The sequence below is a fragment of the Variovorax fucosicus genome (genome assembly GCF_030316825.1).
GTDB classification, from domain to species: domain Bacteria; phylum Pseudomonadota; class Gammaproteobacteria; order Burkholderiales; family Burkholderiaceae_C; genus Variovorax; species Variovorax fucosicus.
On record NZ_JASZYU010000001.1, the window covers coordinates 2,142,212 to 2,162,348 of the forward strand.

Annotated in this window: 21 protein-coding genes; 12 read left to right on the forward strand and 9 right to left on the reverse strand. The window is 67.7% G+C overall.

Annotation, left to right across the window (positions count from 1 at the left end):
• Positions 1-8 precede the first annotated feature (8 nt).
• Positions 9-1,307, forward strand: a complete 1,299-nt coding sequence (locus QTI05_RS10240; protein WP_286624266.1) for an NAD(P)/FAD-dependent oxidoreductase — start codon at positions 9-11, stop codon at positions 1,305-1,307.
• A gap of 39 nt (positions 1,308-1,346) precedes the next feature.
• Here QTI05_RS10240 and QTI05_RS10245 read toward each other — a convergent pair whose 3' ends face one another.
• The 3 genes from QTI05_RS10245 to QTI05_RS10255 are packed head-to-tail and all read right to left on the reverse strand — an operon-like array spanning position 1,347 to position 4,991.
• Positions 1,347-3,191: an IlvD/Edd family dehydratase gene (locus tag QTI05_RS10245; RefSeq protein WP_286540296.1), complete on the reverse strand. Its 1,845-nt coding sequence runs from the start codon at positions 3,189-3,191 to the stop codon at positions 1,347-1,349.
• Positions 3,188-4,204, reverse strand: coding sequence for a D-erythronate dehydrogenase (gene denD / locus QTI05_RS10250; RefSeq protein WP_286624268.1), 1,017 nt, complete (start codon positions 4,202-4,204; stop codon positions 3,188-3,190). The genes QTI05_RS10245 and denD overlap by 4 nt, the downstream gene beginning before the upstream one ends.
• Before the next feature lie 10 nt (positions 4,205-4,214).
• A complete protein-coding gene (locus tag QTI05_RS10255; RefSeq protein WP_286540293.1) occupies positions 4,215-4,991 on the reverse strand; it encodes a FadR/GntR family transcriptional regulator in 777 nt (258 codons plus the stop codon).
• Positions 4,992-5,161: 170 nt separating this feature from the next.
• Here QTI05_RS10255 and QTI05_RS10260 point away from each other — a divergent pair, with 170 nt between their 5' ends.
• The 9 genes from QTI05_RS10260 (at position 5,162) to QTI05_RS10300 (ending at position 13,779) form a co-directional block, all read left to right on the forward strand.
• Positions 5,162-6,235 (forward strand): ABC transporter ATP-binding protein, encoded by a 1,074-nt coding sequence (locus tag QTI05_RS10260; RefSeq protein ID WP_286540290.1) that lies wholly within the window; start codon positions 5,162-5,164, stop codon positions 6,233-6,235.
• A 46-nt stretch (positions 6,236-6,281) separates the two neighbouring features.
• Complete coding sequence (locus QTI05_RS10265) at positions 6,282-7,613, forward strand: ABC transporter substrate-binding protein (protein WP_286540289.1); 1,332 nt, start codon at positions 6,282-6,284, stop codon at positions 7,611-7,613.
• A gap of 58 nt (positions 7,614-7,671) precedes the next feature.
• Positions 7,672-8,523 (forward strand): carbohydrate ABC transporter permease, encoded by an 852-nt coding sequence (locus QTI05_RS10270; RefSeq protein ID WP_286541456.1) that lies wholly within the window; start codon positions 7,672-7,674, stop codon positions 8,521-8,523.
• The gene (locus QTI05_RS10275) at positions 8,520-9,398 is read left to right on the forward strand and encodes a carbohydrate ABC transporter permease (RefSeq protein ID WP_286540288.1); all 879 of its coding nucleotides are present in this window, start codon (positions 8,520-8,522) and stop codon (positions 9,396-9,398) included. Before QTI05_RS10270 ends, QTI05_RS10275 begins: the two co-directional genes overlap by 4 nt.
• A gap of 31 nt (positions 9,399-9,429) precedes the next feature.
• Positions 9,430-9,792 carry a hypothetical protein gene (locus QTI05_RS10280; protein WP_286540287.1) on the forward strand — a complete coding sequence of 121 codons (363 nt, stop codon included), beginning with the start codon at positions 9,430-9,432 and terminating at the stop codon, positions 9,790-9,792.
• A 166-nt stretch (positions 9,793-9,958) separates the two neighbouring features.
• Positions 9,959-10,984: a M14 family zinc carboxypeptidase gene (locus tag QTI05_RS10285; protein ID WP_286624269.1), complete on the forward strand. Its 1,026-nt coding sequence runs from the start codon at positions 9,959-9,961 to the stop codon at positions 10,982-10,984.
• Positions 10,981-11,748 carry an alpha/beta fold hydrolase gene (locus tag QTI05_RS10290; RefSeq protein ID WP_286624270.1) on the forward strand — a complete coding sequence of 256 codons (768 nt, stop codon included), beginning with the start codon at positions 10,981-10,983 and terminating at the stop codon, positions 11,746-11,748. The genes QTI05_RS10285 and QTI05_RS10290 overlap by 4 nt, the downstream gene beginning before the upstream one ends.
• A 155-nt stretch (positions 11,749-11,903) precedes the next feature.
• Entirely contained in the window at positions 11,904-12,374 is a 471-nt protein-coding gene (locus tag QTI05_RS10295; RefSeq protein ID WP_286624272.1) for an adhesin, read from the forward strand.
• Between the two features lie 82 nt (positions 12,375-12,456).
• Positions 12,457-13,779 carry an Nramp family divalent metal transporter gene (locus QTI05_RS10300; RefSeq protein WP_286624273.1) on the forward strand — a complete coding sequence of 441 codons (1,323 nt, stop codon included), beginning with the start codon at positions 12,457-12,459 and terminating at the stop codon, positions 13,777-13,779.
• A 6-nt stretch (positions 13,780-13,785) separates the two neighbouring features.
• On the opposite strand, the gene QTI05_RS10305 is transcribed toward QTI05_RS10300, so the two are convergent.
• The gene (locus QTI05_RS10305; RefSeq protein WP_286624274.1) at positions 13,786-14,100 is read right to left on the reverse strand and encodes a hypothetical protein; all 315 of its coding nucleotides are present in this window, start codon (positions 14,098-14,100) and stop codon (positions 13,786-13,788) included.
• A complete protein-coding gene (locus QTI05_RS10310) occupies positions 14,100-14,888 on the reverse strand; it encodes a transglutaminase-like domain-containing protein (RefSeq protein ID WP_286624275.1) in 789 nt (262 codons plus the stop codon). The genes QTI05_RS10305 and QTI05_RS10310 overlap by 1 nt, the downstream gene beginning before the upstream one ends.
• 202 nt (positions 14,889-15,090) lie before the next feature.
• On the opposite strand from QTI05_RS10310, the gene QTI05_RS10315 reads away from it, so the two are divergent.
• Positions 15,091-15,351, forward strand: coding sequence for a hypothetical protein (locus tag QTI05_RS10315; RefSeq protein WP_286540279.1), 261 nt, complete (start codon positions 15,091-15,093; stop codon positions 15,349-15,351).
• A 20-nt stretch (positions 15,352-15,371) separates the two neighbouring features.
• Here the strand turns inward: QTI05_RS10315 and dbpA are convergent, their stop codons facing one another.
• The 4 genes from dbpA to QTI05_RS10335 form a co-directional block, all read right to left on the reverse strand.
• Positions 15,372-16,769: an ATP-dependent RNA helicase DbpA gene (gene dbpA, locus QTI05_RS10320; RefSeq protein ID WP_286540278.1), complete on the reverse strand. Its 1,398-nt coding sequence runs from the start codon at positions 16,767-16,769 to the stop codon at positions 15,372-15,374.
• Positions 16,766-17,995, reverse strand: coding sequence for an MFS transporter (locus QTI05_RS10325; RefSeq protein ID WP_286624278.1), 1,230 nt, complete (start codon positions 17,993-17,995; stop codon positions 16,766-16,768). The genes dbpA and QTI05_RS10325 overlap by 4 nt, the downstream gene beginning before the upstream one ends.
• 116 nt (positions 17,996-18,111) lie before the next feature.
• A complete protein-coding gene (gene infA, locus QTI05_RS10330) occupies positions 18,112-18,378 on the reverse strand; it encodes a translation initiation factor IF-1 (protein WP_286540275.1) in 267 nt (88 codons plus the stop codon).
• Between the two features lie 57 nt (positions 18,379-18,435).
• On the reverse strand, positions 18,436-18,681 hold the full coding sequence (locus tag QTI05_RS10335) for a hypothetical protein (RefSeq protein ID WP_286540273.1): 246 nt from the start codon (positions 18,679-18,681) through the stop codon (positions 18,436-18,438).
• 388 nt (positions 18,682-19,069) lie between these two features.
• Between QTI05_RS10335 and QTI05_RS10340 the strand changes: the two genes are divergently transcribed.
• Positions 19,070-20,107, forward strand: coding sequence for a S1C family serine protease (locus tag QTI05_RS10340; protein WP_286540272.1), 1,038 nt, complete (start codon positions 19,070-19,072; stop codon positions 20,105-20,107).
• Positions 20,108-20,137 lie beyond the last annotated feature (30 nt).

Here is a 20,137-nt window from a genome sequence, read left to right on the forward strand (position 1 = left end):
AAGGCGCCATGCCGCAAGAGGATTTCTTTCCGTTGGCCCCGTCCCTGTGGGCCGCGACCGCAGCCCCTGCGCCCGACACTGCGCCACTAGACGGCGACACGCAGGCCGATGTGGTCATCGTCGGCGCGGGCTATTGCGGCCTCAGCACCGCGCTGCATCTGGCCGAGCGCGGCGTGCGCGTCGTGGTGCTCGAAGCGCGCGAGATCGGCTTCGGCGGCTCGGGCCGCAACGGCGGGCAGGTGATTCCGGGCTTCAAGTACGACCCGAGCGAACTGCTGTCGATGTTCGGCGCCGAGCGGGGCCGGCGGCTGGTCGACTTCGCGGGCAGCACCGCCGACGCGGTGTTCGACCTGATCGACAAGCACAAGATGGACGTGCCGCACGAGCGCCGCGGCTGGGTGCAGGGCTCGCACACGCCGGCCGCGCTGAAGATGGCCGAGCGCCGGGTGCGCGACTGGGGCGCGCAGGGCGTGGCCACGCGCCTGCTGGACCGCGCCGAAGCGGCCCGCCTGCTCGGCACCGAAAAGTACCTCGGCGGCTGGGTCGATCCGCGCGGCGGTGGCGTGCAGCCGTTGAGCTACGCGCGCGGCCTGGCGCGCGCCGCGCTGGCGGCGGGGGTGGTGATCCACACCGCATCGCCGGTCATCGGGCTTTCGCAGTCCGGCGGCAAGTGGCAGGCCACCACGAAGCAAGGTGCGAAGGTGAGTGCCGAGCGCGTGGTGCTCGCCACCAACGGCTACACCGACGACCTGTGGCCGCAGTTGCGCAAGTCGATCATCAGTGCCAACTCGTTCCAGGTCGCGACCGAGCCGCTGCCCGAAGCGGTGCGCCGCAGCATCCTGCCGGAAGGCCACGTGTCGTCCGACGCGCGCAACCTGCTGCTGTACTACCGCATCGACCACACCGGCCGCTTGCTGATGGGCGGCCGCGGCACGTTTCGCGAGCCCGATCCGGCGCACCCCGGCGACTGGTCGCACCTGGAGAACGTGGTCGCCAAGCTGTTCCCGCAGGCGGCGGACGTGCCGATCGCCTACCGCTGGTGCGGCCATGTCGCCATCACGCGCGACTATCTACCGCATTTGCACGAGCCGGCGCCAGGCCTCCTGATCGACATCGGCTGCCAAGGCCGTGGTGTGGGGCTGCAGACGCGCATGGGCCAGGCGCTGGCGGAGTACATCGCCACCGGCGACGCCCAGGTGTTGCCTGTGGCGCCCTCGGTAATCAAGCCGTTTCCGCTGTACGGACTGCGCCGGCTCTACGTATCGGCGGTGATCGGCTGGTATCGCATGACGGACGGCGGCGTTTGATGGCGGGGCCGCTGGTGGTGTTCAGCGCGATCAGTCGCCTCAGTGGTTGTCGCGCGGAATGCCGAAGGTCGCGTGGATCTTCTGGTACTTGACCGCCGGCTTGAGCACCATGCCTTCGGACAGTTCGTCGACGATGCCGCGCTGGATCTCCTGCCACGGCGTCTGGCTCGGCGGGTAGGGGTAGCCACCGGCGGCGTCGAGCTTGGCGCGGCGCTTCGCCAGCTCTTCATCGGACACCAGCATGTTCGCGGTGCGCTTTTTCAGGTCGATGCGCACGCGGTCGCCCGTCTGCACCAACGCGAGGTTGCCACCCGTGGCCGCTTCGGGCGACGCATTCAGGATCGAAGGCGAGCCCGAGGTGCCCGACTGCCGGCCGTCGCCGATGCAGGGCAGGGAGGTGATGCCCTTCTTCAGCAGGTAACTCGGCGCGCGCATGTTCACCACCTCGGCCGCGCCGGGGTAGCCAACCGGGCCGACCCCGCGCATGAACAGCACGCTGCGCGCGTCGATCTTCATCTTCGGGTCGTCGATGCGGTGGTGGTAGTCCTCCGGGCCGTCGAACACCACGGCCGTGCCCTCGAACGCCATCGGGTCGCTTGGGTCGTTCAGGTACCGCTCCTGGAACTCGGGCGTGATCACGCTGGTTTTCATGATCGCGGAATCGAACAGGTTGCCGGTGATGTTGAGGAAGCCGGCGTTCTTCTTCATCGGCTTGGCATAGGGCCAGATCACCTTGGGGTCGCTCGTGAAGCGGCCTTCGCAATTCTCGGTGAGCGTGCGGCCGTTGGCCGTGACGGCGGTCTGGATCTTGCCCTTGGCGATGAGCTCGGCCACCACGGCCGGCACGCCGCCGGCGCGGTAGAAATCCTCGCCGAGGTACTCGCCGGCGGGCTGCAGGTTCACCAGCAATGGCACCTTGTAGCCATGCTTTTCCCAGTCGGCCGTGGTCAACGGCACGCCGATGTGCCGCGCGATCGCGTTCAGGTGCACCGGCGCATTGGTCGAGCCGCCGAGCGCGGAGTTGACGACGATCGCGTTTTCGAATGCGGCACGCGTGAGGATGTCGGACGGCTTGAGGTCTTCACGCACCATCTCGACGATGCGCTTGCCGGTCATGTAGGCCATCTCCTGGCGGTCGCGGTACGGCGCCGGAATGGCCGCGCTGCCCGGCAGCGTGAGGCCGAGCGCCTCGGCCAGCGAGTTCATCGTGGAGGCCGTGCCCATGGTGTTGCAGTGGCCGGTGGAAGGGGCCGACGATGCGACCAGCTTCAGGAAGCCTTCGTAGCCGATCTCGCCCGCGGCCATGAGTTCGCGCGCGCGCCAGACGATGGTGCCGGAGCCGGTGCGCTCGCCGTTGTACCAGCCGTTGAGCATCGGGCCCGCGTTGAGCGCAATGGCCGGAATGTCGACCGTTGCCGCGGCCATGATCTGTGCCGGCGTGGTCTTGTCGCAGCCGGTGGTGAGCACCACGCCGTCGATCGGGTAGCCGTACAGCACCTCGACCAGCGAGAGGTATTGCAGGTTGCGGTCGAGCGAGGCGGTCGGGCGTTTGCAGGTTTCCTGGATTGGGTGGATCGGGAACTCGAAGGCGATGCCACCGGCGTCGCGGATGCCCTCTTTCACGCGCTCGGCCAGCACGATGTGGTGCCGGTTGCAGGGCGCGATGTCCGAGCCGGTCTGCGCAATGCCGATGATCGGGCGGCCCGACTGCAACTCTTCGAAGCCGAGGCCGAAGTTCATGGTGCGCTCGAGGTAGAGCGCCGTCATGTCGGCGTTGTCGGGGTTGTCGAACCAGGCCTGCGAACGCAGCTTGAGCGCGCCCTTTTTGCGCGGCGGCTTGGGCGTGCTCTTGGGGGTGGGGGCTTTTGTCGTTGTCTTCTTCACTTCAGGGCCTTCAGGGTTTGGTCTGCATTGGGGAGTGCCGAGCAGTCTTCGATGTACTGCCGGATGATGTCGGCGAAATTGTCGTGCGGCTGCAGCCCGAGCCGGTTGGCCCGCACGGCCGATGCGCCGGTGGGCCAGTTGGCCACGATGCCGGCGATGCGCTCGTCGCGCTCGAAGCGCACCAGCGCGCGCACTTTCGGGCCGGCCACTTCTTCCAGCGCGTCGAGCATGTCGCTCACCCGCACGTTGAGCGCCGGCAGGTTGAGGGCAGTGCGGCCGCAGAAGGCTTCGCGGCTCGCTTCGTAGACGGCGATCAGGCCATCGATGGTGCGGCTCGGCGACGACATCGGGTGCGACACGTCGGGCGAGACCGGGCAGACCGACTCCACGCCGGCCAGCGGCTCGCGGATGATGCCGCTGAAGAACGACGACGCCGCGCCATTGGGTCGGCCCGGCCGCACGGTCACGGTCATGAGGCGCGCGGCCCGGCCATCCACATAGCCCTTGCGCGTGTAGTCGGCGATCAGGTGCTCGCAGATGAGCTTCTGCGCGCCATAGGAAGTTTGCGGTGCCGGCAGCGTGTCGTCGGCCACCAGCTTGGGCATGGGCACGGCCGCATCGGGCCCGAACACGGCCACCGAACTCGAGAACACCAGCCGCGGCGCCTTGCCGCCGCCATTGACGTGGGTGCGGATCGCGTCGAGCAGGGCGCGCGTGCTGTCGAGGTTGGAGCGCATGCCGAGGTCGAAGTCGGCTTCGCATTCGCCGGACACGGCAGAGGCCAGGTGGAACACGCCGTCGAAGGCCTCGGTGCGCAGCGAGTCGGTTTGCGTGAGCAGCGGGCCGGTGCGCGCTTCGACCCGCGCGTCGGCCAGCAGGTCGGCCGGCGGCGGCGCGATGTCGGTCAGCACCACGCGATCGATGCGCTGGCCGGCCAGGGTGCCGCGCTTGAGCAGCGTGCGCGCAAGGCGGGCGCCGACGAAGCCGCCGCCGCCCGTGATCATCAGTTTCATGAGGTCTCTTTCATGGTTTGTGCGGTCTGGCCTTGGCGGCGGCCCGGCGCTGCTGGCCGTGGATGATGCCGCCCTCGACCAGCCGCTGCTCGCCGCGGATCAGGTGCTCGGTGGCATGGTGCCGGGCGGCCACCGGGTCGCGCGCGGCAATGGCTTCGAAGATGGCCCGGTGCTCGGTTTGCACTGCGGCCATGAAATCCACGCGCCGGGCCTCGTTGCCGCGCGTGATGCGCATGCCTTCGCGCAGGTACTGCTCCAGAAAGCCGAGCAGCAGGCGGAACTGCGGGTTGCCGGTGGCCTCGCCGATCACGCGGTGGAACGCCAGATCTTCGGCCACGCCGTCGTGCCCGGCCGCGGCTGCGGCGTCGATGGCTTTCAGCGCACGCCGCAGCGCCGCGATCTGCGCGCGCGTGGCGCGCTCGGCTGCCAGCGCCGCGATCTCGCCCTCGAGCACGCGCCGCACTTCGACCACATGCACCACGGCCTGCACCGAGTCGAGCACGCTCGGGTCGAACGCCAGCGGCAGATTCATCGGCCGGGCCGCCACGAACACGCCCGAACCCTGGCGCGACGTGACCAGCCCCTTCGACTTGAGCTGGTGCACCGCTTCGCGCACCACGGTGCGCGAGACGCCATGTGCCAGCGCCAGTTGCTGCTCGGTCGGCAACTGGTCGCCGGGTTGGAGCAGGCCGGATTCGATCTGTTCGGCCAGGCGCGCTGCCAACCGATCCGACAGCCGGTCGACGACCAGGCGCAGGGGTTGGGAAGAGGGGGCGGCAGCCCGCACGGCAGCGGAGGAAATTAGCGCAGTTATCGGGTCATCATACAAATAACCGGGGGTTAATGCGTACCGGTTTGCCCTGATGGCGCTGCGTGAAGGCGGTGTCAATACTGCCCGGCTGCGATGCGGGCTCTTTCGCGTTGCCGGTCGACCCGCGAACTTTCAGGACTCAGTGCATGGCCAGCGTCACGATCCAGGCGGTCAAGAAGAACTTCGGCGACGTTGCCATCCTGCATGGCGTGGACATCGACATCCAGGACGGCTCGTTCACGGTGCTGGTCGGGCCGTCGGGCTGCGGCAAGTCGACCCTGCTGCGCATGATCGCGGGGCTGGAGCAGATCAACGGCGGCGAGATCCGCATCGGCGACAAGCGCGTCAACGATCTGCCGCCGAAGGAACGCGACATCGCGATGGTGTTCCAGAACTACGCGCTGTACCCACACATGACGGTGCGCGAGAACATGGCGTTCTCGCTGGCGCTCGCCAAGCTCGGCAAGGCCGAGATCGAGCGCAAGGTGGCGCGCGCGGCCGAGATCCTGGCGCTCGGCGCGCTGCTCGACCGCTACCCGCGGCAGCTCTCCGGCGGCCAGCGGCAGCGCGTGGCGATGGGCCGCGCGATCGTGCGGGATCCGCAGGTGTTCCTGTTCGACGAGCCGCTGTCGAACCTCGACGCCAAGCTGCGCGTGGCGATGCGCAGCGAGATCAAGGAGCTGCACCAGCGCCTGAAGACGACCTCGATCTACGTCACCCACGACCAGATCGAAGCCATGACGATGGGCGACAAGATCGTGGTGATGCGCGACGGCCGCATCGAGCAGACCGGCAGTCCGCTCGACCTCTATGACCACCCGGCCAACCAGTTCGTGGCCGGCTTCATCGGCTCGCCGGCCATGAACTTCCTGCCCGGCACGCTGCGCCGGCGTGGCAGCGCAGCGCATGTGGAACTGGCCGATGGCACCGAGCTCGCTGCGCCTTTGCAGGCGGGCGGCATCGACGGCCAACCGGTCGTGTACGGCACCCGGCCCGAGCACCTGATGCTGGCCGACGCGGGCGGCATCCCGGCGCGCGTGGCGGTGATGGAGCCGACCGGCATGGACACCTTCGTCGCCTGCCGCCACGAGGGCACCGAGCTTTCGGCCGTGTTCCGCGAACGGCACGACTTCGCGCCCGGCACCACGATCCACCTGCAGCCCGACCTGCAGCGCGCGCATCTTTTCGACGCAAGCACCGGCCAGCGACTGGTGGCTTGACCGAGCTTCACCGATTGGCCCGTTCAAACAACAGGAGACGACAACCATGAGTGATTTCAACCAGCGCCGCACGATTCTCAAAGGCTCGGCCGGCTTGGCCGCGGCCGCCACCATCGGCACCGGCAGCGCGATCTTTGCGCCGTTCGCCCATGCCCAGGCGATGACCTTCAAGCCCGAGAAGGGCGCCAAGCTGCGCGTGCTGCGCTGGAGCCGTTTCGTGCAAGGTGACATCGACGCCTACATGGCCAACGTCAAGAAGTTCACCGAACTCACCGGCGTGGAAGTGCGCGTCGACAACGAAGGCTGGGAAGACGTGCGCCCCAAGGCTGCGGTGGCCGCCAACACCGGCGCCGGGCCCGACATCATCCTGTCGACCAACGACGACGCGAACCTCTACCCTGAGAAACTGCTCGACGTGACCGACCTCGCCGAGTACCTCGGCAAGAAATACGGCGGCTGGTATCCGGCAGTGCAGCAGTACCTTCGGCCCGACGGCAAGAAGTGGCTCGGCCTCGGGCTCGGCGCGGCCGGCTCGATGATCGTGTACCGGCAGAGCCACGTGAAGGCGGCGGGTTTCGACACCTTCCCGAAGGACACGGCCGGCTTCCTCGCATTGCACAAGGCCCTGAAGGAAAAGGGCACGCCGGGCGGCTACGCGCTCGGCAACGCCACCGGCGACAGCCTCTGGACCAACTGGCTGATCTGGTCGCACGGCGGCAAGCTGGTCGACAAGAGCAACAAGGTGGTGATCGACAGCCCCGAGACGCTGAAGGCGCTGGAGTACGGCAAGGAGCTGTACGCCAACTTCATTCCGGGCACGCTGTCGTGGCTCGACCCGAACAACAACAAGGCGTTTCTCGACGGCCAGATCAGCGTCACCAACAACGGCATCTCGATCTACTACGCGGCCAAGAACTCGACCGATCCGAAGGTCAAGGAAATGGTGGCCGACATCAACCACGCGTCGTTCCCGATCGGGCCGGCGGGCGTGCCGACCGAATCGCATCTGTTTTTCAACCAGATGATCTTCAAGTACACCAAGTACCCGCAGGCGGCCAAGGAGTTCCTGCGCTTCATGATGGAGCGCGAACAGTTCGACGCCTGGCTGATCGGGGCCGGCGGCTACATCGCGCAGCCGCTGGCGGCCTACGAGTCGTGCTCGATCTGGACGTCCGACCCGAAGAACACGCCGTACCGCGACAGCGTGAAGAACATGCGGCCGACCGGCTACGAGGGCAAGCTGGGCTATGCCTCGGCCGGCGCCGGCGCGGACTTCATCATCGCCAACATGGTGGCCGAGGCCATCAGCGGGTCGAAGCCGCCGAAGGAAGCGATGGAACGGGCCCAGAAGCGCGCCGAGCGCTACTACAAGGTCTGAACGCGTGACGGCGCTCGAGAAGTTCCAGAACAACCGGCATGCGCTGGGGTGGGCATTCATGTTGCCCGCCACGGTGCTGTTGCTGCTGTTCCTGACCTACCCGCTGGGGCTGGGCACCTGGCTCGGCTTCACCGACGCCAAGATCGGGCGCACGGGCGAGTGGATCGGTCTGGAGAACTTCTCGTTCCTGGTCACCGACAGCGTCACCCAGCTGGCGCTGTTCAACACGCTGTTCTACACAGCGGTTGCAAGCGTCGTGAAGTTCGGCCTCGGCCTGTGGCTGGCGATCCTGCTGAACAAGCGGCTGCCGTTCCAGAGCTTCTTTCGCGCCGTGGTGCTGCTGCCGTGGATCGTGCCGACGGCGCTGTCGGCGATCGCGTTCTGGTGGATCTTCGATGCGCAGTTTTCCATCATCAGCTGGGTGCTGATGAAGCTCGGGCTGATCAACCGCTACATCGACTTTCTGGGCGACCCGTGGAACGCGCGGATCTCCACGATCATCGCCAACGTGTGGCGTGGCATCCCGTTCGTGGCGATCTCGCTGCTGGCCGGGCTGCAGACCATCTCGCCGTCGTACTACGAAGCCTCGGCAATCGATGGCGCCACGCCCTGGCAGCAGTTCCGCTTCATTACGCTGCCGCTGCTCACGCCGATCATCGCGGTGGTGATGACCTTCTCGGTGCTGTTCACCTTCACCGACTTCCAGCTGATCTACGTGCTCACGCGCGGCGGCCCGCTCAATGCCACGCACCTGATGGCCACGCTCGCATTCCAGCGCGCGATCTCGGGCGGCGCGCTGGCCGAGGGCGCAGCCATCGCCACGCTGATGGTGCCGTTCCTTCTGGCGGCCATCATGTTCAGCTACTTCGGATTGCAGCGCCGCGCATGGCAGCAGGGCGGTGACAAATGACAGAAAAGAGCAACAACGACGCTTCGCAGGGCATGGACTACCTGCAGTCGCTGCCGCGGCGCTGGGTCACCGTCTACATCCCGATCCTGGTCTTCGTGTTCGTGCTGCTGTTCCCGTTCTACTGGATGGCGATCACCTCGTTCAAGCCCGACAACGAATTGCTCTCGCGCGACGGCAACCCGTTCTGGATCATCGGGCCGACCCTGGCGCACTTCGAGAAGCTGCTGTTCAAGACCGAGTACCCGGCCTGGCTGTGGAACACGGTGATCGTCTCGGTCGTGTCGACCGGCATCTCGCTGGTGGCGTCGGTGCTGGCGGCCTATGCGATCGAGCGGCTGCGCTTCCAGGGCTCGAAGCCCGCGGGCGGCGCGATTTTTCTGGCCTACCTGGTGCCGCCGTCGATCCTGTTCATTCCGCTCGCGGCGATCGTCGTCAAGCTCGGCCTGTTCGACAGCCGCATGGCGCTGATCCTCACCTACCCGACCTTCCTGATTCCGTTCTCGACCTGGCTGCTGATGGGCTACTTCCGTTCGATCCCGTACGAGCTGGAAGAGTGCGCGCTGATCGACGGCGCCACGCGCTGGCAGATCCTCATCAAGATCGTGTTGCCGCTGGCGGTGCCGGGCTTGATCTCGGCCGGCATCTTCGCGTTCACCTTGAGCTGGAACGAGTTCATCTACGCGCTGACCTTCGTCTCGTCCTCCGAGAACAAGACGGTGCCGGTCGGCGTGGTCACCGAGCTGGTCGAGGGCGATGTCTACCACTGGGGCCCGTTGATGGCGGGCGCGTTGCTTGGCTCGCTGCCGGTGGCTTTCGTGTATTCGTTCTTCGTCGAGTACTACGTGTCGGGCATGACCGGGTCTGTGAAGGAGTAGGCTGGGCGGACATTTCCGAACGGAGCGTCCGATGAAACCCCTGCACTCCCTGGCCACTGCGGTGGCGGCGTTCCTGCTGGCCGGCTGCGTGGCGCCGCAGCCTTACGGCCCCCATGCCGGCCCATATCCGGCACCGTATCCCGGCGCGGGCTATCCGCCGCCACAGCCGCAGGCGCCGATGGTCGCGCCCGGTGCCATGGGCCCACCATCGCCTGCAGCGCTGGAAGGCTGCATGTACTTCATCCGGGTGCGTCGGGGTGCGCTGCTCGCCGACATGATGGGCTATGCGCCGGTCGGCCCGGGGATCTGGGAGATCACCTACATGACACCGGGGCAGGCGGTGGTCTGCACCGTCGACTACGCCGGCAACGTGCGGCGCTTCGTCAATCAGTAGCGACGCCGCTGCAGCCGGCGCGAGCGGGCCAGCGCGAGCCATTCGACCAGGCCCCACAGCAAGGCGGTCGGTACACCGCGGAAGGATTGTTGAAAGCGAAGCATCGATCCACCCTACAGGCGCCGTGTGACGTTTTGATGGCAGCGCGGGCCGCTATCCTGCGCGCGTGATCGCACCGCCACTCCCCGAACTGCTCGAACTGCAGGCGCTCGTCGAGCTCGCGGGCGCGCACATGGCGCAGCGGGTGCTGTGCGAAGCGGTGGTGGGCGACCAATGCTTTCCGGTGCATGCATTCACGCTTGGCAGCAGCCGGCCCGATGCGCCGGCGGTCGGCTTCTTCGGCGGCGTGCATGGGCTGGAGCGCATCGGCGCGGAGGTGGCCATTGCCTACCTGCGCAGCCTGGTGATGCGGCTGCGCTGGGACGACACGCTGCACCGGCAGCTGGAGACGGTGCGGCTGGTGTTCATGCCGCTGGTGAACCCGGGCGGCCTGTGGCTCGGCACCCGCGCCAACCCGCACGGCGTGGATCTGATGCGCAACGCGCCGGTGGAAGCGACCGAACGCGTGCCGTCGCTGGTCGGGGGGCAACGCATCAGCGCCGCCTTGCCGTGGTTTCGCGGGGCACCGGGGGCGCCGATGGAGCACGAGAGCGCGGCGCTGTGCCGCCTGGTCGAAACCGAGCTGCTCGGGCGTCCCTTCAGCCTGGCGGTAGATTGCCATTCCGGCTTCGGTCTGACCGACCGCATCTGGTTTCCGTTCGCGCACACCTCCCGGCCGATCGCGCACCTGCCCGAGATGCACGCGCTGTGCGAACTGCACGACCAGACCCTGCTGCACCACCGCTACGTGTTCGAGCCGCAAAGCCAGCACTACCGCACCCACGGCGACCTGTGGGACTACCTGTACCTCGACGCCTGCCGACGGCCCGACACCGTGTTCCTGCCGGTCACGCTGGAGATGGGGTCATGGCTGTGGGTCAAGAAAAACCCGCGCCAGCTCTTCTCGCGCCACGGCATGTTCAACCCGGTCATCCTGCATCGCCGGCAGCGTGTGCTGCGCCGTCACATCGGGTGGCTCGACTTCATCACCCGCGCCGCCTGCAGCCACGCGCGCTGGCTGCCCACGGGCGACGAGCGCGCGCGGCACCATGCGGACGCCATGACGCGCTGGTACGGCGGGGCGGCGCCATGACCGCAGCGGGCACCTGGGTGCTGCTGCGCGGCCTGACGCGCGAAGCGGGCCACTGGGGTGCGTTCCCGGATCTGCTGCGCGCCCAGCTGCCCGCGAACGCTCGCATCGTCGCGCTCGACCTGCCCGGCAACGGCCGCCTGAACCAGGCGCGCAGCCCGACGCAGATCGAAGCGATCATGCAAAGCTGCCGGCAACAGCTGCAGGCGCTCGGCATGCCGCTGCCGTACCACCTGCTGGCCATGTCGCTGGGCGCGATGGTGGCGGTCGAATGGGCGTCGCAGCATCCAGTCGAGCTGGCGGGCTGCGTGCTGGTCAACACCAGCCTGCGCCCGTTCAGCCCCTGGTATCAGCGGCTGCGGCCGCGCAACTACGGCACGCTGCTCGGGATTGCCCTGGGCCTGCAGTCGCCACGCGCGCAGGAGAAGGCGATCCTGCGACTGACCACCCGCCACCCGCCGCAGCCCGAGGCGGTGCTCGCCAAATGGTGCGCGCTGCGCGAGGCGCACCCGGTGTCGCGCGGCAACGCGTTGCGCCAACTGCTGGCCGCCGCGCGCTACCGCGCACCGATGGCGCGGCCACCGGTGCCGTTGCTGGTACTGGTCGGCGGGCGGGACGCGCTGGTCGACCCGCGCTGCTCGCGGCGCCTCGCGCAGCAATGGCGCCTGCCGACGGCGGAACACGCCACCGCCGGCCATGACCTGCCGCTGGACGACGGGCCCTGGGTGGCGCGCCAGGTCGGTCTCTGGGCGGCCGGCGCCGGCTGAACGCGCTCGCTCGTTGACAGACTTGTCCCACAGGCGCCCGGGGCCGGCGCGTACAGGGTGCAGTCGAAGTGCCTGCCTACGGTGGTTTCAGGTGCTGGGTACACGACCGGTGTTTCTTGCCGGCGACGGCACCGAATCAAAGGAAAACACGACACATGAAGACTCAACAGCAACATCGCATCGCCGTCAGCGCCCTGTTTGCAGGCCTGCTCATCGCATCCGGCGCTGTGGGCGCCCAGACGGTGACCGCACCGGGCGTCGGGGTCGGCGTCGGAGCCCGCGTCGACACCAACACGTCAGCCGGCACAACCGGTGCCTCGCAACAGGGCTCCGCTGGTGCGGGAGCCGGTGCGCGCACCGACGCCGCGGGCGTGTCGGTGCCTCCCACGACCGGCCTCACGAACACCGTGGGCGGCGTGGTCGGCGGCACGACCGGTGCTGTGGGTGGCGCCGCCGGTGGCGTGCAGGACAGCGTTGGTGGCGTCGTGAGCGGTGCAACCGGCGCTGCGAAGTCGGGCGGCGCAGCCGTCCGGAAGCAAGGTGCAGGCGCAGTGCAACCGGGCGCTGCCGGCGCTCGCGTTGATGGCAGCGCACAGGGCTCCGGCGCGCTCGGCGTGCAGAAGTAAGTAACCAGCGGGCGGGTGCCGGTCAGCGCACCCGCCGCTCCGTGCACAGCCGGCGCGGGCCGTCGCACCTATCATCGCGCGGATGTTCTTTCCGCTGCCGCGCACCGCCACCGCGCCGTTCTGCCCGTCCGAGGTCAAGGGCAGTGTCACGGTCGACCCGGGGCTGCCGTTCCACCGCAAGCTGCTGCGCTATGCCGGCCCGGGCCTGCTGGTGTCGGTGGGCTACATGGATCCCGGCAACTGGGCGACCGACATCGAGGCGGGCTCGCGTTTCGGCTACGGCCTGCTGTTCATCGTGCTGCTCGCCAGCCTGGCAGCAATGCTGCTGCAGACCTTGTGCGTGCGGCTCGGCCTTGTCACGCAGAAGGATCTGGCGCGGCTTTGCCGCGAGCGCTATTCGCCTGCGGCCAGCCGCTTCCTGTGGATCGGCGCCGAACTCGCCATCGTCGCCTGCGACCTGGCCGAGGTGCTCGGTAGCGCGTTGGCGCTGCACCTGCTGTTCGGCATGTCGATCCCGGTCGGCATCGCAATCACGGCATTCGACACGGTGCTGGTGCTGGGCCTGCAGGGCGCCGGTTTCCGGCGCGTCGAAGCGATCGTGCTCGGGCTGGTCGCCACCATCGCAGGCTGCTTCGTGGTCGAGCTGGCCCTGTCGCAGCCGCTCTGGTCGAGCGCGGCGATGGGTTTCGTGCCGAGCCTCGAGCGGCTGCAGCAACCGGGCGCGCTGTACCTGGCGATCGGCGTGGTCGGCGCCACGGTGATGCCGCACAACCTCTATCTGCACTCGTCGATCGTGCAAACCCGGTTGGTGGCGCCCACCGACGCCGGCCGGCGCGAGGCGATCCGCTTCTGCACGCTCGATGCGGTGATCTCGCTGTCGCTCGCGATGCTGGTCAACGCCGCGATCATGGTGCTGGCGGCCAGCGCTTTTCACAGCAACGGGCAACGCGAGGTCAACGACATCGCCGATGCCTACCGGCTGATCGAGCCGCTGGTCGGCAGCGCCCTGGCGGCCACGCTGTTCGGCATCGCCCTGCTGGCCTCCGGCCAGAGCTCGACCTTCACCGGCACCATCGCAGGCCAGATCATCATGGAGGGCTTTCTGGATCTGAAGATTCCGTGCTGGCAGCGCCGCCTGATCACGCGCGGGCTGGCGCTGGTGCCGGCCTTCATCGGCGTCTGGTGGCTGGGCGATGCGGGTGTCGGCAAGATGCTGGTGCTGAGCCAGGTGATCCTGAGCTTTCAGCTGCCGTTCGCGATGTGGCCGCTGATCCGCTTCAGCAGCAACCGCGCCCTGATGGGCGCCTTTGCGAACGGCGCTGTCATCCGCAGCACGGCCTGGGCGCTGTTCGGCGTGATCAGCGGCGCCAACGTGTGGCTGGTCGGGTCGGTGCTGGCAGGGTAGGCCGAACTAAACCGCAGAAAAATCCGGGCAGGTCCAGTTCAGCAACTCGGCCAGCCGCCGCGCGATCCAGGTCGCCTCGGCCGGCGAGACACCCGATTCGGCCGACAGCAAGCCGTCGCGGATACGGTGCAGGATCTCGTCCTCCGACGGAACCGCCACATGGTGCAGCGTCTGCGCCTGCTCTATCAGATGCGTGGCCAGGTCTTCACAGAGCTCATAGCGCGCCCGCACGGTGCCGATCGGCTCGCTCAGCCGCTGCCGTGCGTCGGTATAGAGCGCGAAGAACGACGGCGGAATGTCGATCTGGTAGTCGTCCGACATCAGTCCGCCAGCACGGGTGGCGGGGCCGGATCGTCCAGCCGGTCGACCGTGACCTTCATCTCTGCCATCTGCAGCGGGCCGTAGTTCGAGACGAACGCCACGTCCGCGGCGTCGCGCCCGTACGCGATCACGATGCGGCCGCCGCGCGGCTGGTCTTGCGTGGCGTCGAAGGTGTACCAGCGCCCGCCGATGAAGGCCTCGAACCAGGCATGCATGTCCATCGGGTCGAGTTGATACAGGTAGCCGACCACCATCCGCGCCGGGATCTTGAGCGCGCGGCACAGCGACACGCCGACGTGCGAGAAGTCGCGGCAAACGCCGGCACCATGGCCCAGGGTGTCGATCGCGTCGGTGGTGGCATCGCTCACGCCGTAGCGGTACTCGAGCGTTTCGTGAATCCAGCTGCGGATGCGCTCGGCCTGCGGGTAGCCTGGCGCACACCCTTCGACGATCTCCAGAGCCCTGGCTTCCATCTTGTCCGAGGGGCAGTAGCGGCTCTGCAGCAGAAACTGAAGCACGTCGCCCGGCAGTTGCGCGACCGGCGTGGGTCGCGCGCTCGGCGTGACCTGGATCAACGGCTCGGTTTCCAGCTCCATCTCGACCTCGATGCGCATCTCGCCCTGCGGAATCGTCAGGCGCTGGCACAGGTTGCCGTAGCTGTCGACGTACTCGGTGGTTCGCACCCAGGGGCTCATTTCGTAGCGCTCACTCACCATCCATTGCGCGTCACCGCTGCGCGGGCGCAGCATGGCCACCACCGGGCAGTCGGTGGCGGCGGTCACTGTCATTGCGCAGCGTGCCTTGAGTCGCATGGAAATCCTTGAAGAAGAGGGGAGCTGCTGTAACAGATTCGGCTTCCGGTCTTATCGCACAAACATGCGACGCCGGTGTTCAAGCACTGCGCTGCCGTGAACTTTTACACGGACGGCGCGCCGCGGCTGGCTTACAAACACCGCTTCAGGTTCCAGTTTGCATTTTGAAAGAATTACCTTGGACGCGAATCGCATTGCATTGATCGTGGAGGAGCCTGCTCCCGGTCAATTTTTCTGGGCCCTCCAGCGAAAGGAGTCCTGGCGCAAGGCGCCAGTGGAGCGCGCTGCGCGGCCGATGCCCAGCTACGGGCTGGCCATGCTGGCCGGCATGTCGGCGCTGGAAAAGCGCTGCGGCACGCCCTGCGGCCTTCGGCCTGGACGTCCGGCCGACGCGGCCGACACCGATTTCGGCCCGACGACCATTGCCGGCACGCTCTGAAGCCGGCGGCTTCGTTCGCACTAAAGAAGCCGAACTTTCACGCTCTTTCCCTTGACCCGGCCGCTCGAGAGCTTTTGCAGCGCCTGTTGCGCGATGCGCCGGTCGACCGCCACGTAGGTCGAGAATTCGTTCACATTGATCTTGCCGACCTGCTCGCGCGTGAAGCCGGCCTCGCCGGTCAATGCGCCCAACACGTCGCCGGCGCGGATCTTTTCCTTGCGCCCACCGACGATCTGCAAGGTGGCCATCGGCGGCTGCAATGCGCCTCCGCCCGCGGGCGTCAGGCTCGCCAGTTCATGCCAGTCCGATTCGCGGCCCTGCAGCTGCTCGATCTTGCCGACCGAACCCATCTCGTCCATGCTGACCAAGTTCAGCGCCAGGCCCTCGGCGTCGCCGCGGCCGGTGCGGCCGATGCGGTGGATGTGCAGCTCGGGGTCGGGCGTCACGTCGACGTTGATCACCGCTTCGAGATCGGCGATGTCGAGCCCGCGCGAGGCCACGTCGGTTGCCACCAGCACCGAGCAGCTGCGGTTGGCAAACTGAACCAGCACCTGATCGCGCTCGCGCTGCTCCAGTTCGCCGAACAGCGCAAGCGCGCTGAAGCCCTGCGCCACCAGCACCTCGACCAAGTCGCGGCACTGCTGCTTGGTGTTGCAGAACGCCAGCGTGCTCTCGGGCCGGAAGTGGTTCAGCAGCAGGCTCACCGCATGCAGCCGCTCGCTGTCCTTCACCTGGTACCAGCGCTGGCGGATCTTGCCGGCCTCGTGCTGCACCTGCACCGTGACCTGCTGCGGGTTCTTCATGAACTGCTTGCCGAGCTGCGCGATGCCTTCCGGGTAGGTGGCCGAGAACAGCAGCGTCTGCCGTTCGGGCGGGCATTGGCGCGCGACCTTCGCGATGTCGTCGAAGAAGCCCATGTCGAGCATGCGGTCGGCTTCGTCGAGCACCAGCGTATTGAGCGCCTCGAGGTTCAGGTTGCCGCGGTCGAGGTGGTCCATGATGCGGCCCGGCGTGCCGACCACGATGTGCGCGCCGTGCTCCAGGCTCGCGGTCTGGCCGCGCAGCGCGACGCCGCCGCAGAGCGTCACGACCTTGATGTTTTCTTCGGCACGCGCAAGGCGGCGGATCTCGGTGGTCACCTGGTCGGCCAGTTCGCGCGTGGGGCACAGCACCATCGCCTGCACCGCGAAGCGGCGCGGGTTCAGGTTGGCGAGCAGTGCGAGGGCAAAGGCGGCGGTCTTGCCGCTGCCCGTCTTGGCCTGCGCGATCAGATCCTTGCCGAGCAGCGCCAGCGGCAGGCTGGCCGCCTGGATTGGCGTCATGCGCGTGTAGCCGAGCTGCGTGAGGTTGGCCAGCGCCTGGGGCGTGAGCGGCAGGGTGCCGAAATCGTTGTCGTTGTCTGTGGAGAGCGTGGTCATGTTTGCATTGCCGGGAGGGGGGTTGGCAGCGCGGCGAAAGCCGTCGCGCCGAGCAGCAGCAGCGCCGCGATCGTCTGCGCCAGCACTGCGCTGAAAGGATTGAAGCCGTGCGCCGCGGCGGCCGATGCCACCACGCCGGTGAGCCACTGCATCACCGCCACGCCGAGGAACATGGCCATCGTGAGCACCGCCATGGCGCGGCCGGTCATGTGGGCCGGGTAGGCCGCCTTCACGTCGGCGTATTGCAGCACGATGTAGCCGGACGCAAGGCCGACCGCGATGGCTGCACCCACGTCGAGCCAGGCGGCGCGCGTCACCGCCATCGCACCGAACAGCGCCGCCACGACGAGCGTGAAGCCGACGATCCAGCGCCGGCGCGTGGCCGGACCGGGGTCGAGCCGGCCGAACAGCGGCGGGCCGAACATGCCGACCACCGAGACGATCACCGCGACATTGCCGCTCTGCACCAGCGAAAAGCCGTGCCGCTCGATCAGCAGCGGCCCGAGCCAGAGCCCGCGCAAGGTGATGAAGGCCGCGTAGGTGACGCAGGCGAGCGCGACGATGCCGAGTGTGTGTGGCAGCCCGAACAGCGCGCCGTAGCTGCGCAGCGCAGCCACCACCGGCACCTTCACGGGCGGGGTCGTCGGGGCCGGCTCGCGCACGCGCCAGAAAATCACCGCCCAGGCCAATGCCGAGCAGAGCGCCAGTGCCCAGAAGCCGGTGCGCCAGGAACTTGCCTCGATCAGCCAGGCCAGCGGTGTGCCTGTCAGCAGCATGCCGACCGAGCCGATGCCCAGCGTGAGCCCCGACACCGAGGCGAAACGATCGGCCGGGAAGCGCCGTGCGATGAACACCGTGCAGACGAGGAACGCCGGGGCACAGCCGATGCCGATCAGCACCTGCCCGGCCACCAGCACCGGAAAGTTCGTCGACAACGCCGACAGCACTGCACCCGCGATCGCGAGCGGAAACGCGGCCAGCACCGTGCGGCGCACGCCATACAGATCGATCCCGATGCCCATGAAGAGCTGCAGCGCGCCGAAGGCGAAGTGGAATGCGCCGGCAAAGAGGCCGAGCGCCTGCGCCGTGAGGCCGAAGTCGGCCTGCAGCCGTGGCGCCATGATCGCGGCCACGGTGCGGTACGACTGGCTCAGCGCGAAGGCCGTGGTCAGTGCCAGCAGCATCAGCCAGGCTGCTGCGATGTTGTCGCGCTCGGAAGACGTCATGGCGTCGCTCTGTCTCTCGTTGTTGTTCTGGAAAAAGAAAAAGCCTCCAGCGCCCGTCGGAACGGGAGCGCGGAGGCCGGATCGGCAGGGGCCAGCAGCACTGCTGGCCGCACGCCTCAGCGACGGGGAGCGGAGGGGTTCGAAGGCGGCATCGGGCCGCGACCGTTCAGGTGGCGGAAAGTGATGCGACCCTTGGTCAGGTCGTAGGGCGACAGCTCCAGCGACACCTTGTCACCCGCCAGGATGCGGATGTGATGCTTGCGCATCTTGCCGCCGCTGTACGCGATGAGCTGGTGCCCGTTGTCGAGCGTGACGCGGTAGCGCGAATCGGGCAGCACCTCGGTGACTGCGCCGTTCATTTCGATCAGTTCTTCCTTGGCCATGAATGATTTACCTCTGCGTGATTATCGTGAATTGGGCTGAAAAAGGCTTGAGGGATGTCACGCAGCTACAACGCGCGGAGCGGTGCGTTCGCGCACCCAGCCCAGCCCTTGTTCGGTGGCATAGCCCAGCGCCTGCGCGTGGCTGGCAAAGCGCGGCGTGAAGCGCATCACGCGGTCGTGCGTGCCGCTGCCACGGCCGGAGCGAATGGAAACCGAGGCGGCGAAATCGCCGTTGTCGGTGTGTCGGATAAGGGGTGAAACAAGGTACTTGCCCACCGCAATGCTGTGTTGAATGATGTCCATGAATTGCTATGCCCGGTGGCCGCGACCGGCGCGGCTCACCCTGAAAATGTTTGAAAACGGCGCGCGCGGCTGCCGACGGAGGTCGGCACGCAGGGCGCGAAATTCGCTTTACAAGACAGAAGGCAGTGGTGGCAATCATGGGCGCCCGGTCTGGCGCTCCAACGCACTGTGAGAGCCGGCTAGGGGAATCAGGGGCCCGGGAACCGGGCCAGCCAGCGGTATGACGAGATGTGCTTCGTCGTGTCAGCGAACCCTCGATTATAGCTCTTCTGGCACGAGTGTTGCTGCAAGTACTGTGCGAGCTCGCCGTGGCGGCCGATCTTGCGGCTTGCAGCATGGCGCGCCGCGGCGCACCATGTGTCTACCATCGCTTGCGAGGAGCAAGGCCATGTTGCGCGATTTCGTGTCTTGTCTTCGGCTTCTGTCGCTCACCGTCGTAGCAGCCATCGCGACCGCCGCGCTGGCCGCGACGCCCGCCACCACGGCGCCACCGATCGCCTCCTACGACATGCTGCAGCGGGTGAACACCGCGCTGGTGAGCCTGCGCGTCGAAGCAATCCCGGGCGCGAACTCGGTCGAGAGTCTCGGGCAGTCGCGATACGGCTCCGGCGTGGTGATCGGCGACGACGGACTGATCCTGACCATCGGCTACCTCGTGCTCGAGGCGCAGTCGATCGAGGTGGGCACGCACGACGGCCGCAGCGTGCCCGCGCGCGCCGTTGCGTACGACCTCGCAACCGGCTTCGGCCTGATCCGCCCGCTGGTGCCTTTGCGCGGCGTGCAATCGGTCGCCCTGAGCAGCCCGGCCACGCCGTCGACGGGCGACCGGATGCTGGTGGGCATCGGCGGCCGCGACGGTGGTATCGGCATGACGCAGCTCGTGAGCAAACGCGCGTTTTCGGGCTACTGGGAGTACCACCTCGACCAGGCCTTCTTCACCAGCCCGCCGGCACCCAACCACAGCGGCGCACCGCTGTTCAACCTGCAGGGCGAACTGATCGGCATCGGCAGCCTGTTCACCACCGACGCAGCCGGCAAGGGCCCGCGCAGCCTGCCGGGCAACATGTTCGTGCCGGTCGACCTGCTCAAGCCGGTGCTGGCCGAGCTGCAGGCCACCGGCAGCACCCGCGCCAGCCGGCGCCCCTGGCTCGGCCTCTCGTCCGGCGCGCTGGACGGTCGCCTGCAGGTGCTGCGCGTGAGCCGCGAAAGCCCGGCCGAAGCAGCGGGTCTGCGACCCGGCGACGTGGTGCTGGAGATCGATGGCGCCAAGGTCGCGACGCCGGAGGCGCTCTACAAGCAGCTCTGGATGCATGCCGAGCCCGACGACGAGATCGAACTCACGGTGCAGCAGGGCGAGGTGGTGCGCAAGATCCGGTTTCGCGCCATCGACCGCATGCAGACTTTGCGCAAGCCCGCAGGCATTTGACGGCTGGGGTGTCGTCCGACCCCACGGCGA